This window comes from Pseudomonas fortuita, assembly GCF_026898135.2.
Classification (GTDB): domain Bacteria; phylum Pseudomonadota; class Gammaproteobacteria; order Pseudomonadales; family Pseudomonadaceae; genus Aquipseudomonas; species Aquipseudomonas fortuita.
In genome coordinates this window covers 1,981,348-1,995,940 of the sequence record NZ_CP114035.2, presented here as the reverse complement: position 1 = coordinate 1,995,940, position 14,593 = coordinate 1,981,348, and the positions used below count along the sequence as shown (strand labels likewise).

General features: G+C 64.5%; 13 protein-coding genes. 6 read left to right on the top strand and 7 right to left on the bottom strand.

Features of this window, described 5'->3' with window-relative positions:
• The first annotated feature begins 36 nt into the window (after window positions 1-36).
• From OZ911_RS09225 to OZ911_RS09205, 5 genes are all read left to right on the top strand, one after another.
• Window positions 37-1,737 (top strand): copper resistance system multicopper oxidase, encoded by a 1,701-nt coding sequence (locus OZ911_RS09225; RefSeq protein ID WP_023047131.1) that lies wholly within the window; start codon window positions 37-39, stop codon window positions 1,735-1,737.
• On the top strand, window positions 1,730-2,593 hold the full coding sequence (locus OZ911_RS09220) for a copper resistance protein B (RefSeq protein ID WP_023047132.1): 864 nt from the start codon (window positions 1,730-1,732) through the stop codon (window positions 2,591-2,593). Before OZ911_RS09225 ends, OZ911_RS09220 begins: the two co-directional genes overlap by 8 nt.
• Window positions 2,594-2,607: 14 nt before the next feature.
• On the top strand, window positions 2,608-3,036 hold the full coding sequence (locus tag OZ911_RS09215; protein WP_023047133.1) for a DUF411 domain-containing protein: 429 nt from the start codon (window positions 2,608-2,610) through the stop codon (window positions 3,034-3,036).
• The gene (locus OZ911_RS09210; protein WP_016485805.1) at window positions 3,036-3,473 is read left to right on the top strand and encodes a YqaA family protein; all 438 of its coding nucleotides are present in this window, start codon (window positions 3,036-3,038) and stop codon (window positions 3,471-3,473) included. The genes OZ911_RS09215 and OZ911_RS09210 overlap by 1 nt, the downstream gene beginning before the upstream one ends.
• A gap of 75 nt (window positions 3,474-3,548) precedes the next feature.
• Entirely contained in the window at window positions 3,549-4,547 is a 999-nt protein-coding gene (locus OZ911_RS09205; protein ID WP_023047134.1) for an alpha/beta fold hydrolase, read from the top strand.
• Window positions 4,548-4,681: 134 nt separating this feature from the next.
• Here OZ911_RS09205 and zapE read toward each other — a convergent pair whose 3' ends face one another.
• The 5 genes from zapE to OZ911_RS09180 all read right to left on the bottom strand — a co-directional run bounded on the left by zapE (window position 4,682) and on the right by OZ911_RS09180 (window position 9,724).
• Complete coding sequence (zapE, locus tag OZ911_RS09200; protein ID WP_023047135.1) at window positions 4,682-5,788, bottom strand: cell division protein ZapE; 1,107 nt, start codon at window positions 5,786-5,788, stop codon at window positions 4,682-4,684.
• Between the two features lie 146 nt (window positions 5,789-5,934).
• Window positions 5,935-7,080, bottom strand: a complete 1,146-nt coding sequence (locus OZ911_RS09195; RefSeq protein ID WP_016485802.1) for a PQQ-dependent sugar dehydrogenase — start codon at window positions 7,078-7,080, stop codon at window positions 5,935-5,937.
• 22 nt (window positions 7,081-7,102) lie between these two features.
• Window positions 7,103-7,420: a hypothetical protein gene (locus OZ911_RS09190; protein ID WP_023047136.1), complete on the bottom strand. Its 318-nt coding sequence runs from the start codon at window positions 7,418-7,420 to the stop codon at window positions 7,103-7,105.
• A 233-nt stretch (window positions 7,421-7,653) separates the two neighbouring features.
• Window positions 7,654-8,619 carry an agmatinase gene (speB, locus tag OZ911_RS09185; RefSeq protein WP_023047137.1) on the bottom strand — a complete coding sequence of 322 codons (966 nt, stop codon included), beginning with the start codon at window positions 8,617-8,619 and terminating at the stop codon, window positions 7,654-7,656.
• Window positions 8,620-8,644: 25 nt separating this feature from the next.
• Window positions 8,645-9,724, bottom strand: a complete 1,080-nt coding sequence (locus tag OZ911_RS09180) for a polyamine ABC transporter substrate-binding protein (protein ID WP_016485799.1) — start codon at window positions 9,722-9,724, stop codon at window positions 8,645-8,647.
• 102 nt (window positions 9,725-9,826) lie between these two features.
• On the opposite strand from OZ911_RS09180, the gene OZ911_RS09175 reads away from it, so the two are divergent.
• Window positions 9,827-10,717 carry a LysR family transcriptional regulator gene (locus tag OZ911_RS09175; protein WP_023047139.1) on the top strand — a complete coding sequence of 297 codons (891 nt, stop codon included), beginning with the start codon at window positions 9,827-9,829 and terminating at the stop codon, window positions 10,715-10,717.
• 163 nt (window positions 10,718-10,880) lie between these two features.
• On the opposite strand, the gene OZ911_RS09170 is transcribed toward OZ911_RS09175, so the two are convergent.
• Together OZ911_RS09170 and OZ911_RS09165 are read right to left on the bottom strand one after the other, a co-directional pair.
• Window positions 10,881-13,307, bottom strand: coding sequence for a TonB-dependent receptor (locus OZ911_RS09170; RefSeq protein ID WP_016485797.1), 2,427 nt, complete (start codon window positions 13,305-13,307; stop codon window positions 10,881-10,883).
• 147 nt (window positions 13,308-13,454) lie between these two features.
• Window positions 13,455-14,579: a sigma-70 family RNA polymerase sigma factor gene (locus tag OZ911_RS09165; protein WP_070086437.1), complete on the bottom strand. Its 1,125-nt coding sequence runs from the start codon at window positions 14,577-14,579 to the stop codon at window positions 13,455-13,457.
• Window positions 14,580-14,593 lie beyond the last annotated feature (14 nt).

The following is a 14,593-nucleotide window of genomic DNA, read 5'->3' as shown; positions in this document are numbered from 1 at the left end:
AGCGAACATCGTGGCTCCCCCGCATGAGGCCACGCCATGTTGCGCACCCCCACCCGCCGTACCTTCGTCAAAGGCCTGGGCGCCGCCACCACGCTGGCGGGCCTGGGGCTTTGGCGCCCGTTGGCTCAGGCGGCCGAAGGCCAAGACCTGGCCGGCCAGCACTTCGAGCTGTTCATCGGCCAGACCCCGGTCAATATCACCGGCCGCCCGCGCACTGCGCTCACCCTCAACAACAGCCTGCCCGGCCCGTTACTGCGCTGGCGCGAAGGCGACACCGTGACCCTGCGCGTGCGCAACCGCCTGGCGCAGGACACCTCGATCCACTGGCACGGCATCATCCTGCCCGCCAACATGGACGGCGTACCAGGCCTGAGCTTCGCCGGCATCGAACCCGGCGGCGACTACTTGTACCAGTTCACCCTGCGCCAGAGCGGTACCTACTGGTACCACAGCCACTCCGGACTGCAGGAACAGGCCGGGGTGTACGGGGCCATCGTGATCGAGCCACGCGAACCCGAACCGCACCGCTACCAGCGCGACCATGTGCTGCTGTTCAGCGACTGGTCGGACCAGGCGCCGGAACAGCTGATGGCCACCCTGAAGAAACAGTCCGACGCGTACAATTATCACAAGCGCACGGTCGGCGATTTCATCGATGACGTCGCCGACAACGGCTGGGGCCCAACCGTTGCCGAGCGCACGGCCTGGGCGCGCATGCGCATGAGCCCTACCGACCTCGCCGATATCAGCGCCGCCACCTACACCTACCTGCTCAACGGCCAGCCGCCGGAGGGTAACTTCACCTGCCTGTTCCAGCCGGGCGACACCGTGCGCCTGCGGCTGATCAACGCCTCGGCCATGACCTATTTCGACTTCCGCATCCCCGGGCTTGCGCTGACGGTGATCGCCGCCGACGGCTTGCCGGTAACGCCAGTGAGCGTGGATGAACTGCGCATTGCCGTGGCAGAGACCTACGACGTACTGGTGACCGTGGGCGACCAACCTGCCTACACCCTGTTCGCCCAGAGCATGGACCGTACCGGCTTCGCCCGCGGCACCCTGGCCCGCGCCGCCGGGCTGCAGGCACCGGTGCTTGCACCCGATCCGCGCCCGGTGCTGAGCATGGACGACATGGGCCACGGCGGTATGGCCGACATGGCGGGTATGGACCACAGCAACCTGCCTGGTATGAACCACGCTGCCATGTCGGCGATGCAGCAACACTCGGCCAGCGAAACCGGTAACCCGTTGGTGGACATGCAAACCATGGCACCGCGCGCCAACCTGGCAGACCCCGGCATAGGCTTGCGCAACAACGGCCGGCGCGTGCTGACCTACGCCGACCTGCGCAGCCCCTACCCCGACCCGGACGGCCGCGCGCCATCGCGCGACATCGAGCTGCACCTGACCGGCCACATGGAGCGTTTCGCCTGGGCGTTCGACGGCGTCAAGTTCAGCGATGCCGAGCCGTTGCGCCTGACCTACGGCGAGCGGGTGCGCATCACCCTGGTCAACGACACCATGATGACCCACCCCATCCACCTGCATGGCATGTGGAGCGACCTGGAAGACGAGCACGGCCAGTTTCTGGTGCGCAAGCACACCGTCGACATCCCGCCCGGCAGCCGACGCTCCTACCGGGTGACTGCCGACGCCCTTGGCCGCTGGGCCTACCACTGCCACCTGCTCTATCACATGGAGACCGGCATGTTCCGCGAGGTACGCGTCGATGAATGACACCCGCAACCGCAGCATTGTGGCCGGCGTGACCCTGCTGACCCTGCTCGCCAGTGAACGCGCGCTGGCCGCCGGCATGGAGCACATGAACCATGGCCAAATGAACCATGCAAGCATGGGCCATGGCCCGGCTACGCCCAGCCCGCCGCGCACGCCCTTGGCTGCAATCACCGACGCCGACCGCCGGGCTGCCTTCCCGCCACTGCCCGGGCACCAAGTGCACGACCGGGCGCTGAACTGGGCCGTGATCGTCGACAAGCTCGAATATCAGAACTTCGAGAGCAGCAACGCCCTGAACTGGAACGCTACGGCCTGGGTCGGCGGCGATATCGACCGGCTGTGGCTTCGCACGGAAGGCGAGCGCGAGCAGGGCAAGACGCACAAGGCCGAACTGCAAGCGCTGTGGGGCCATGCCGTGAGCCCGTGGTGGGAGCTGGTGGCTGGCGTACGCCAGGACTTCAAGCCCGCCAGCGGCCAGGCCTGGGCCGCTTTCGGCATCCAGGGCACGCCGTTGTATGGCCTGGAGCTGCAAGCCACCGCCTACGCCGGCGAGCGGCAACAGACGGCGCTGCGCCTGGAGGCCGCTTACGCTATGCTGCTGACCAACCTCTGGATACTGGAACCGACCCTGGAAGCCAACCTCTACGGCCGCGACGATGCCGGGCGCGAGCAAGGCGCAGGGTTGGCCGACAGCGAGGTCGGCCTACGCCTGCGCTACGAGATCACCCGTGGCCTCGCCCCCTATGTCGGAGTCAGTTTCAATCGCCTGCACGGCACCCGTGCCGACCAGGCCCGCGAAGACGGCGAAGACCTGGGCCAGACCCGCCTGGTTGCCGGTATCCGCCTGCGTTTTTAAAGGAGTGCTTCACCATGCTGCGCAAACACTTGCTGACCCTGGGCCTGCTGGCCATCACCGGCCTGGCCCAGGCCGCCGAGACCATCGACGTCTACCGCGACCCCAACTGCGGCTGCTGCAAGGCCTGGATCAGCCACCTGCGTGACAACGGTTTCAGCGTCAACGACCATGTCGAGCCCAACATGAGCGCGGTCAAGCAGCGCCTGGGCGTGGCGCCGCGCCTGGCCTCATGCCACACCGGGGTGATCGACGGCAAGTTCGTCGAAGGCCATGTGCCGGCCGAACAGGTGCGCCTGCTGGCCAAGCGCAGCGACCTCAAGGGCCTGGCCGTGCCGGGCATGCCCATGGGCTCGCCCGGTATGGAAATGGGTGACCACAAGGATGCCTACCAGGTCATCGGGGTCACCCAGGATGGCCAGGACACCGTCGTCGCCAGTTACTGATGCTCAGCCTGTGGGCGCTGTTCCTCAGCGCCTTCGGCGCCGCCACCCTGCTGCCGTTGCAATCGGAGGCCGTGCTGGTCGGCCTGTTGCTGCGCCAGCCCGAGGCTTGGGCAATCCTGCTGCTGGTGGCCACCCTGGGCAATGTGCTGGGTTCGGTCGTGAACTGGCTACTGGGCCGCGCCGTCGAGCACCTGCGCGACAAGCGCTGGTTCCCCTTCAACGCTGCCCAACTGGCGCGCGCGCAGCAGCGGTACCAGCGCTGGGGGCAATGGTCGTTGCTGCTCAGCTGGATGCCGGTGATCGGTGACCCGCTGACATTGATCGCCGGCATCATGCGAGAGCCGTTCTGGCGCTTCCTGCTGCTGGTGACCCTGGCCAAGGCTGGCCGCTATGCGGTGCTGACGATGATTACCCTGGGCTGGTTTCACGCCTGGTAACACCTTTCACGTTCCCGTCGCACGCCTGGCTGCTAAAGTCGCCTATTCCTACATGGCCCTACACGGAGTGCCCCCATGCTGCGCGCAACCGCCCTGGCCCTGGCCTGCCTTGTCGGCAGCCCGGCCATCGCCGCCGAGCCGCCTACCTATGGCGCCCAGCTCGAAGGTTTCAGCTACCCGCACCCACTCAAGCATTTTGACTTCAAATCCCAGGGCCAGCCCCTGCAGATGGGCTACATGGACGTCCCCGCACAAGGCCAGGCCAACGGCCACAGCGTGGTGCTGATGCACGGCAAGAACTTCTGCGCCGCCACCTGGGAAACCACCATCGACGCACTGAGCAAGGCCGGTTACCGGGTCATCGCCCCCGACCAGGTTGGCTTCTGCACGTCCAGCAAACCAGCGCATTACCAGTACAGCTTCCAGCAGCTGGCTGAAAACACCCATGCCTTGCTCGAACAGCTGGGTATCAGGCAATCCATCGTGCTCGGCCATTCCACAGGTGGCATGCTCGCCACCCGCTATGCGCTGATGTACCCGCAGCAGGTCGAGCGCCTGGCCATGGTCAACCCGATTGGCCTGGAAGACTGGAAAGCCCTGGGCGTGCCCTATCGTACGGTGGACCAATGGTATGCCCGTGAGCTCAAGCTGAGTGCCGAAGGGGTGCGCGAGTATGAACGCAAGACCTACTACGCCGGGCGCTGGAAGCCGGAGTATGAGCGCTGGGTACAGATGCTGGTAGGCCTGAACAAGGGGCCGGGGCATGAAGCGGTGGCATGGAACTCGGCGCTGATCTACGACATGATTTTCACCCAGCCGGTGTACCACGAGTTCAAGGGTCTGCAGATGCCGACCTTGCTGCTGATCGGCGACAAGGACACCACAGCCATTGGCAGCGACATCGCACCGCCGGAGGTAAAGGCGAAGCTGGGCAAGTATGACGTGCTGGGGCCACAGGTGGCCAAGCTGATCCCCAAGGGTGAACTCATCACTTTTGAAGGCATGGGGCATGCGCCACAGATCGAAGAACCCGTGCGGTTCAACCGCACGCTGGTCGAGTGGCTGGCCAAGTGAAACGGGGGGCGCTTTACGCCCCTATCGCGGCACAAGGCCGCTCTCACAGGTAATTCGTAGGTTTAAGCGTCGGCGCCGTACCTGTGGGAGCGGCCTTGCGTCGCGATGGGCCGCAAAGCGGCCCCCAGCACACTTCAGCCAAACCGCTGTAGTTGCATCTCCCGCAACCGGCTCAAGGTTCGCTGGTACGGGAATGCCAGATACCCCTGCGTATACAGCTCTTCCAGCGGCACCTCGGCCTCGAGGTACAGTGCCACACGGCGGTCGTAGCACTCATCGACCAGGGCGATGAAACGGCGTACCGCATCGTCCTTGGGCGACAGCGCCGGCAGTTCGCGGTCGCCTGCCACCACCCGCGCCGCGCCGTCTTCAGTGCCACGGGCAATGCGACCAGCCTGCTGTTTACCGCCCAGCGCCGGAATACCCGACATCAGGATGGCCGGAAAACGGTCGCAAAGCGCCATGAATTCCATGGCCGCCAGCGGTTGCTCGCACAGGTCGGTGAAGCGGCACCAGATAGCCTGCTCGCTGCGCCGCACAACCTGCACCTGCCTGGAGCCGATAACCAAGGGTTGATCAGTACCCGTGTGATCCGGGCTGAGCTGGCAGAACACCTCGCCCAGCGGGCTGGCCTGCCCTGTCGCTGCCACCCAGTAGCGCTGCCGCTCTGCACCGGGGTGCAGGCGGTGGTCCTGCTCGCCGGCCACTGGCAGTACCTGCATGTGCCGCTGGATCGCGGCGATGGCCGGCACGAACCGCTCGCGGTTGAAGCCGTCGCGGTAGAGCTGCTCGGGTGGCTGATTGGACGTGGCGACAATCACCACGCCTTGGTCGAACAGCACCTGGAAAAGACGTCCCAGGATAATCGCGTCACCAATGTCGTTGACGAACAGTTCGTCAAAACACAGTACACGGATCTGCCCGGCCAGTTCCCGGGCCAACGCCAGCAACGGGTCGGCGGTTCCATTGAGCTGAAACAGGCGCTGGTGGACCCAGGCCATGAAGTGATGGAAGTGCTGGCGCCGGCTGGGTACCCGCAGGCAGCGGTGAAACTGGTCCATCAGCCATGTCTTGCCGCGCCCGACCGGGCCCCAGAGGTAGATGCCCTGGGTGGGGCGGCCCTGCTCGACAGCCAGGAAACAGGCCTGCAAGGCATCGACGGCGCGGGCCTGGGCAGGGTCGTCAGCGTAGCCCTGAGTGCTCAGGGCTTGCTGGTAAAGGGATTGGGGAGTGATGGCCATGGCCGCATTCTACACAGGTCCCTGTAGAAGCGGCCTTGCGCCGCGATGGGCCGCGCAGCGGCCCCTGGACTTCAGCATTGCAGCATAGATTGTTGGGGCCGCTCTGCGGCCCATCGCGGCGCAAGGCCGCTCCTACAGGGACCGCGTCAGTCGGCCAGGCCCACCTTGAGTAGTGCGCCGTCCTTGTCATCGGTCAGCACATAAATATAGCCATCCGGCCCCAGCCGCACATCGCGGATACGCGCCTTCAAGTCACCGAGCAAACGTTCCTCATGCACGACCTTGTCACCCTTCAGCTGCAAGCGGATCAGCTCCTGTGTCGCCAGCGCACCAATGAACAAGTTATGGTCCCAGGCCTTGAATGTCGGGCTGTCGTAGAACGCCATGCCGCTGATACCTGGCGACTTCTCCCACACATGGTGTGGGTCGACCATGCCTTGCACATGCTTGCCCTTGGCCTCGGGGATCGGCAGCAGCGAATAGTTGATGCCATGGGTCGCAATCGGCCAGCCGTAGTTCTTGCCGGGTTCGGGGATGTTGATTTCGTCGCCACCGCGCGGGCCGTGCTCGTGGGTCCACAGCTTGCCGGTCCAGGGGTTCAGCGCGGCGCCCTGCTGGTTGCGGTGGCCGAACGACCAGATCTCCGGCCGCACGTTGTCCTTGCCAACGAAGGGGTTGTCCTTGGGCACTTCGCCATCCGGCAAAATGCGCACGATCTTGCCTTGCAGCTTGTCCAGGTCCTGGGCAGTGGCGCGCTGGTTGTTCTCACCCAGGGCGATGAACAGATAGCCGTCACGGTCGAAGACCAGGCGCGAGCCGAAGTGGTTGCCCACCGACAGCTTGGGCTGCTGGCGGAAGATCACGCTAAAGTTCTCCAGCCGGGCGCGGTCTTCGGACAGCTGGCCACGGCCGACGGCGGTGCCGGCCTTGCCGTCACTGCCCTCTTCGGCGTAAGACAGGTACACGGTACGGTCCTTGTCGAACGCCGGCGACAGCACGACATCCAGCAGGCCGCCCTGGCCCTCGGCCCAGACCTTGGGCACACCGCTGATCGGCGGGCCGACCTTGCCTTCAGTGTTGACCACCCGCAGGTTGCCGGCGCGTTCGGTGACCAGCATGTCCTTGCCGCCTGGCAGAAACGCCAGAGCCCAGGGGTTGCGCAGGCCGTCGGCCAGGGTGCTGACGGTCAACGTGCCTTCTTCGCTGTGAAACTGTTGCTCTGCGGCCGCCTGAGCCAACAACGGCATGAGTGCAGCAGCAGTCAAGGTGACTAGCCAGGTTGCTTTAGTCATGCAGGATTCCTTTCATATGGGCTCACGGCGCACGGGTGTTGTCGCGGGGTGGCCGGGTCGGTTCCAGGTTCGGGGTTTGTTGCTGACGACGCAGGTTGTCGCCGTTGCCGATGCCGCGGTTGTCCAGGCTGGGCGTGCGCTGGTACGGGTCGGTGGACGGGCCGCGCACAGGGGGCATGGCCGGCATGCTGCCCTGGCGGCTGTTGGGATTGGCACGCTGAATCGGGCTGTTGTAGGGGTTATTGTTGCCAGCGGCAAGCTGCAAAGGCTGTTGCGGGGCAGCGTGCGCAGGCAGGCACAAGGCCAGGCTGAGGGCCAGGATGGGCAGTGTCGGGTTCATGCTTCACCTCCTGTACGAAAATGCCGCGCCTGGTGGGTTTGATAGCCTAAGGCGCGAGGGGTTCGAGACAAAAGTGTGAATTGGGGCGGAGATGATTCCTGATGTTTCAGTATGCGCCCTTTCGAGCATTGATCATTGTGGGAGCGGGCTTGTCCCGCGAAGGCAGCCACGCGGTGCATGGCACCGGCCTTGCCGGTGTTCGCGGGCCTAGCCCGCTCCCACAGCGCCCCTGCTTACTGGCTTTTGTCTACCTTGTGCCGCGCCGCATACAGGCACAGCATCTCCATCGCCAGGGTCGCCCCCGCCAGCGCCGTGATATCGGCATGGTCATAAGCCGGTGCCACCTCCACCAGGTCCATGCCCACAAGGTTGATACCGCGCAGCCCACCCAGAATCTCCAGCGCCTGCACCGTGGTCAACCCACCACACACCGGTGTACCTGTGCCCGGCGCATAGGCCGGGTCGAGGCAGTCGATATCGAAGGTCAGGTACACCGGCCGCTCACCCACGCGCTGGCGAATCGCCGCAATCACCGCCTCGGTGCCCTGCCGGTGCACCTGACGGGCATCGAGGACGGCAAAGCCCTGGCTGTCGTCGTTGGTGGTGCGCAGGCCAATCTGCACCGAGCAGGCCGGGTCTACCAGGCCCTCGCGGGCGGCATGCCAGAACATGGTGCCATGGTCGATACGCTTGCCCTCCTCGTCCGGCCAGGTGTCGCTGTGGGCATCGAAGTGGATCAGCGCCAGCGGGCCATGCCGGCGGGCGTGGGCCTTGAGCAGCGGGTAGCTGATGAAGTGGTCGCCGCCGAGGGTAAGCATGGCGCAGCCCGCGTCCAGAATATGGGCGGCGTGGGCCTCGATGCTATCCGGCACCGACTGCGGCGTGCCACTGTCGAACGCGCAGTCGCCAAAGTCGATCACGGCCAGGTGGTCGAACGGGTCGAACGCCCACGGCCAGTGCCGTACCCACGCCTGCTGCACCGAGGCGGCGCGAATCGCCCGTGGGCCGAAACGCGCCCCTGGGCGGTTGCTGGTGGCGGTATCGAACGGCACTCCGCTGACCACCACATCCACACCGCGCAAGTCGCGGCTGTAGCGGCGGCGGGAGAAACTGGTAATGCCGGCATAGGTACTTTCTGCGGCAGTGCCGTACAGGCTGTCGCGGGTCATCGCCTGGTCGTTGCTTGCGGCTTGCTCCACGGTCGGGCTCCTTGGTTGTTATCAGTTACTGGCGGCTGCGAAAGGCCGTCCACAGGCGGTTACGCTGGCGCAGGTCGGCCAGGGCCATGCTGCGGTCGGCAAACAGCCGCTGGCGCACCTCGGCAGGCGGGTAGATGTCCGGATCGTTGCGCACCGCTTCGTCCACCAACGGCGTGGCTGCCTGGTTGGCGTTGGCGAAGAACAGCGTGTTGGTCAGCGCAGCCACCGACTCGGGCTTGAGCATGAAGGCGATGAACGCCCGCGCGGCTTCGGGGTGCGGGGCGTCCTTGGGGATAACCAGGTTGTCCTGCCACACCAGCGTGCCTTCGCGTGGGATGCGGTAGATCAGCTCGAACGGCTTGCCGGCGCGGCGCGCCTGGTCGGCAGCCATCGCTGCATCGCCGTTATAGGTCAGCGCCAGGCACACGCTACCGTTGGCCAGGTCGCTGATCTGCCGGCCATTGGCGACGTAGCTGATCGAGGGTTGCAACTGGCTAAGCAGCTGCTGCGCGGCGGCCAGATCATCTTTGTCCTGGCTGTAAGGGTCCTTGCCCAGGTAGTTCAGGGCCACGCCGATCACCTCTTGCGGCGAGTCGGGCATGGCGATGCCACAGTCCTTCAGGCGGCTGGCGTATTCGGGTTTGAACAGCAGGTCGAGGCTGTCCAGCGGCACATCGCCCAGGCGCTGTCGCACGGCCTCTACGTTCAGCCCAAGGCCCAGCGTGCCCCAGGTGTACGGCACGGCATGGCGGTTGCCGGGGTCGGCCTCGGCGAGCTTGGCCAGCAAGTCCTTGTCGAGGTTGCTGTAGCCGGGCATGCCCTGGGGGTCGAGCGGTTGCAGGGCATTGGCCTTGAGCGCCCGGGCCAGTACGGTCGACGATGGCACCACCACGTCGTAACCACTGCCACCGGTGAGCAGCTTGGTCTCCAGCACCTCGGTGGTGTCGAAGGTGTCGTAGCGCACTTTGTAGCCGGTTTCCTGCTCGAAGCGCTGAAGGGTTTGCGGGGCGACGTAGTCGGCCCAGCTGTAGAGGTTGACGACCTTTTCTTCGGCCTGCAGCGGCAAGGCCAGGACCAAGGACAACAGGCACAACGATCGACGCATGACGGACACCTCGGCAAATGGGTGGATGCCGCAAGCATGCCAGCCGGGTTACATTGCAGGAATGACAAGTTTGCAAAGCTGACATTCACCAGGAGCAATGTAATGCTCGGACAAGTACACGACCCCGACCTACACCTGCTGCGGCTGTTCGTCACTGTAGTCGAGGCCGGGGGTTTCAGCGCCGCGCAAGGCGTGCTGGGCTTGAGCCAGCCCACCATCAGCCAGCGCATGGCGCAGCTGGAAACGCGCCTTGGCTACCGCCTGTGCAGCCGAGGCAAGGGTGGTTTCCACCTGACGGAGAAAGGCACATTGCTATTGGATGCAGCACGTGGGCTGCTGCTGAACATCGAGCAGTTTCGCCAGCAGGCCAACGGCGTGGGCGAGCGGTTGCTCGGGACGGTGCGCATCGGCATGGCAGAAAACCAGGACAAGGCAGTGAGCCTGAAGCTGGCGCAGGCCATTGCGGCGTTCCGCACACGAAAGGAATCGGTGCAGCTGGAGCTGATCAGTGCACCGCCGGCGGAACTGGAGCGGTTGTTGCTGGAGCAGCGGCTGGATTACGCCATCAGCTACTTCTCTGGCATCCAGGCGGCCTTTGATTACCAACCCTTGTTCCAGGAGCGGCAACGCCTGTATTGCGGCAAGGGGCATGAACTGTTCGGCGAGCCGAGTGTTGGGCTTGAGCGGTTGCTGGAGATGGACCAGGTGCGCCATCCCTACCGGTTTCTCAAAGGCGGTGAGCCGTTCCAGAGCCGGCACAGCATGGCTGTGGCGGAGCAGATCGAGAGCGTGCTGACGTTCATGCTGTCAGGGCGGCATATTGGCTACCTGCCCTGCCATTGCGCGCACGCCTGGGAGGCGGAGGGGTTGTTGTGGGCGCTGAACCCAGGGCTGGATTTTGTAGTGCCGTTTACCCTGGCCAGGCATCGGGCGCAAGTGACGGGTGAAGCGCAGCAGGCGTTTGCCGAGGACTTGCTCGCGGCGTTTGCCTGAACCGGTCTCTGTGGGGGGCTTGTCCCGCGAAGCAGCCTGCGCGGTGGATGGCACGGGCTTCGCCCGTGTTCGCGGGGCAAGCCCGCTCCCACAGTGATCGCGCCAGCTTTGAGGTGTCGTGCAAGACAGTTGCTCGCACAGAGGCCGGCGCAAACAACACCCATCAGTAGGCCATGCTCCAGGTCAGGGTGTAGGTCCGCCCGCGCCCCTGGTAGTCATACAGGTATGCCGGGCCGTAGGTCGGCGAATAGAACAGCGTCGCGCGTTGGCCCCAGACCGTGCTGTACTGCTTGTCCAGCAGGTTCTGGATGCCGGCGCTGAAGGTGCCGAAGCCGGTGTCCTGGCTGGCCAGCAGGTCGAAGGTGGTGTAACCGTCGATCTCGTGGTCGGCATCATCCTTCAGGCTGAAGGCATGGTTGGCCTGCAGCCGCGCACTGCGGCCATCGTCTTTCCACCCGACAAATGCAGTGGCCTTGGACAAGGATGCATAACGGGCATCACGCTTGATCCACCCGCCGTCAGCGGCCTCTTCCTCGGAACGGGTCAGGTGCAAGGTACCGCCCGCTTCCCAACCCGTCTGGAAGTGGCGGGTCAGCGCACCTTCGAAGCCGAAGTCGCGGCTCTTCTGCTCTTGCACGTTGATCGTCAGCGTTTGCGAATCAACGTTGATGATCTTGTCCGACCAGATGTAGTACAGCGCTGCCTGGGCATCCCAGTCCAGGTCGGCATAGCGCCAACCCAGTTCCACCTGGCGGCTCTTGATGCCGGCCAGCGGGTTGTCGGCCACGCTCAGGCCCGGCTTGCCGTAGTACTTGGCAGGGTCGGGCAGGTCGAAACCTTCGCCATAGTTGGTCCATACCTGGTGGCCGTTCTTGAAGTCGTAGATGGCACCCAGGTTGAACAGGTTGACCTGGTAATCGTTGCTGCCGCCCGGCACGCCCTTGAAGTCGCTGACGTCCACGTCCATCTGCTGGCGACGGGCACCGCCGGAGAACGTCAGGTTGTCAGTGGCATGCCAGTCCAGCTGGGCATACACCGAAACACCATCGACCCGGTAGCTGGGATAGCGCGCCGCCTTGCTGTCTTTTTCCATCTCAAGGCCGCCCGATTCGGACGATGTCAGGGCATTGAAGGTGGTCTGTTCGGCATTGAAGCGCTCGCGGTCAAGGTCAACGCCGTAGGTCAGCTTCAACGTGTCCCACTGCTTGGCGAACAGGCCCTTGAGGCTGGTGACCTCGAAATTCTGCTGCGAGGCAGCAAAGTAAACCCCACGCGAACCGGTGGGCGTGGCGCGGTTGTAGTACGGGAAGGGGTAAAAGTTGTCGTCTTCCTTGCGGTACGAGGCCTGCAGGTAGAAGTCCTGGCCCAGCACGTCGCTGTGGTGGTAATTGGCGTTCAGCAACAGGCGCCGGGTACGCGGCTCCAGGTCCGACGAGTAACCGCTGCGCAGTTCGGCGTCTTCGAGGTCTGACGGCGCGTTGTAGTTGAGGTTGGGGAAGTAGATGCCCGTGCTGCCGTGGTTGCCAGAATCGTAGTACTGGGCCAACAGGTCGAGACGCTGCTGGTCATTCAACTGCAAGCCCAGAGTGCCGAGCACGTCGATGGTGCGGTTGTACTGCAGGTCGGTCTGGGTGTTGTCGATGAAAATCTGGTCGCCGGCGCCGTCGTAGAAGGCTTCGTTCTGCTCACCGGAAATCCCCAGCCGGGCATTGAAGCGTTCGTTGCCGCCACTGATCGACTGGGCAAAGCGAGTGGCCAGGTCATCGCTGTTGTTGAAACCGCTGCTGGCACCAAGCTGGGTTTCGAAGCGCGCAGGGCCGGGCTCGCCCTTCTTGGTCACGATGTTGATGATGCCGCCCGTGGCGCCGCCGCCGTAGATGGCGCTGGCGCCAGACAGCACTTCGACCCGCTCGACGTTGAACGGCGAAATGCTGTCGAACTGGCGCGACAGGCCGCGCGAGCTGTTCTGGCTGACCCCGTCGATCATCACCAGCACATTGCGCCCGCGCATGTTCTGGCCATAGTTGGTGCGCCCTTCTGGCGCCAGGTCGAGGCCGGGCACAAGCTTGCCGATGGCTTCTTTAAGGCTGACGCCGCTGTCGATCTGCTCACGCAACTGCTGCTGGTCGACCACCCAGACGGTGCCGGGGATTTCGCTGATCGAGGTGCTGGTGCGCGAGGCCACGCTGACTTCGATCGGCTTGAGGGTGACGGCCTGCGGCGCGGCCTCGGCCTTGCGCAGGGTCACGGTGCGCGCGTCGCTGAAGTGCCAGTTCATGCCGCTGCCGGCCAGCAACTGCTGCAGGGCCTGCTCGACGCTGTAGCTGCCGTGGAGGGACGGGCTGGCAACGCCTGCAACATCGCCTGTGGTGTACAGCAAGTGCAGGCCGGCCTGGTCGGCGAAGGTGGTCAAGGCCTGGTCCAGCGGCTGGGCTGGCAGGTTTAGCTGAACCTGGCGAACCTGCATCCGGGGCTGTTCGGCAGCCGTCGCGGCCCAGGCATGCGGGTGTCCGAACAGCATGGCCAGTGCGCTGCAGGACATCAGGGTGTGGTGAAAAGCACTGCGACGGCGGTGCAAAGGCTTGAGCATCAGAGGCACGAATGAGCTTCCTGACAAGTCGTAAATGAGAATGGGTTGCTGATCAGTCCCACTACGACGATCTGGCTTGCAGGAACTTGCAGTGCCAAACGGAAAATATTTTTATTGCTGTGCTGCGAAGAGGCCGGTACAGGCCAGTCAGTGAACCACAGCCAACCACGGCAGATAGGTAACCTTCAGCCCATAGCGCTGCTCCAACGTGCGCAGCAGGGCTTCTGGCTCATCAAGGTCAAACACCCCGCTCACCTCCATCGCCGCCAGCTTGCTATCGGACAGCACGATGCGCCCACGCCGGTAACGCTCAAGCTCGGTCAGCACCTGCCCCAGCGGTTTGCCGTTGAAGATCAGCTTGCCGCGCTGCCAGGCCATCTGCGCACCGGCATCGGCCGTCACTGCCAGTTCAGTTTCGCCAACCTTGGCTTCACCGCGTGCCAACACCACGCGACCATCGCGACGCACGCTAAAGGTGGCGGCACCACCCTGCACCTGCTCACCTGCCGTATCGACCACAAACGGCCGCGGATCATCGGTGGTCTCGAACAGGGCCTCACCGGCATCCAGCACCACCCGGCGTTCGTGCTCACTGAACACCACACTCAACGCACTGGCGCTGTTCAAGGTTACCCGCGTGCCGTCAGCCAGGATCACGACCTGCCGCTCACCCACTGCAGTGTGGTAGTCCGCCAGCAGTATCGGCGCCTGCTGCCAACCCGCCACAGCGGCGACCAGCAATGCCACAGAGGCAGCCACACCCGCCTGCTTGAGCCAGTCGCGGCAATGGCGCAGGGCTTGGCCGATATATTTGGCCACCATGCTCTCGGAAACCCCCAGCCGCTGTGCGATCTGCGCCTGTGTCAGGCCATCGACACGGTTCAGCAACAATGCCTGGCGGGCGTTATCGGGCAGTTTCAGCAGCGCATCGTCAAGAATTTGCAGGCGCTCCCGGGCCAGCAACAACGCCTCAGGCGCTGGCGCCGGGCAGGCCAGCTCACCGGCTCCGTCACAGTCGTCATGGCTGGCAGCGAGGCGCTGCTCGCGGCGCAAGGCATCGATTGCCAGGTTACCGGCCACGCGGAAGATGAAGCTGCGGGCGTGCAGCACCGGCACCGCTAGTTCATCGACTTTCATCAGTTTCAAATAGGTTTCCTGCGCCACGTCCGCGGCGCGCTGGCGATCGCTCATGCGCCGGGTCAGAAACAGCAACAGGTCGTCGTAGTGCTCCTGGAAAGTCGCCAGCAGGCCCGACACGGGTGACATCAGCATGGGTTTGGTAACAG

What these genes read in the sequence shown, in the direction of transcription:
- OZ911_RS09175 (WP_023047139.1), top strand. Translation starts at nt 9,827, where the DNA reads ATGCTCGGACAAGTACACGACCCCGACCTACACCTGCTGCGGCTGTTC.
- OZ911_RS09170 (WP_016485797.1), bottom strand. Translation starts at nt 13,307, where the DNA reads ATGCTCAAGCCTTTGCACCGCCGTCGCAGTGCTTTTCACCACACCCTG.
- OZ911_RS09210 (WP_016485805.1), top strand. Translation starts at nt 3,036, where the DNA reads ATGCTCAGCCTGTGGGCGCTGTTCCTCAGCGCCTTCGGCGCCGCCACC.
- OZ911_RS09220 (WP_023047132.1), top strand. Translation starts at nt 1,730, where the DNA reads ATGAATGACACCCGCAACCGCAGCATTGTGGCCGGCGTGACCCTGCTG.
- OZ911_RS09180 (WP_016485799.1), bottom strand. Translation starts at nt 9,724, where the DNA reads ATGCGTCGATCGTTGTGCCTGTTGTCCTTGGTCCTGGCCTTGCCGCTG.
- OZ911_RS09190 (WP_023047136.1), bottom strand. Translation starts at nt 7,420, where the DNA reads ATGAACCCGACACTGCCCATCCTGGCCCTCAGCCTGGCCTTGTGCCTG.
- OZ911_RS09225 (WP_023047131.1), top strand. Translation starts at nt 37, where the DNA reads ATGTTGCGCACCCCCACCCGCCGTACCTTCGTCAAAGGCCTGGGCGCC.
- OZ911_RS09195 (WP_016485802.1), bottom strand. Translation starts at nt 7,080, where the DNA reads ATGACTAAAGCAACCTGGCTAGTCACCTTGACTGCTGCTGCACTCATG.
- zapE (WP_023047135.1), bottom strand. Translation starts at nt 5,788, where the DNA reads ATGGCCATCACTCCCCAATCCCTTTACCAGCAAGCCCTGAGCACTCAG.
- OZ911_RS09165 (WP_070086437.1), bottom strand. Translation starts at nt 14,579, where the DNA reads ATGCTGATGTCACCCGTGTCGGGCCTGCTGGCGACTTTCCAGGAGCAC.
- OZ911_RS09215 (WP_023047133.1), top strand. Translation starts at nt 2,608, where the DNA reads ATGCTGCGCAAACACTTGCTGACCCTGGGCCTGCTGGCCATCACCGGC.
- OZ911_RS09205 (WP_023047134.1), top strand. Translation starts at nt 3,549, where the DNA reads ATGCTGCGCGCAACCGCCCTGGCCCTGGCCTGCCTTGTCGGCAGCCCG.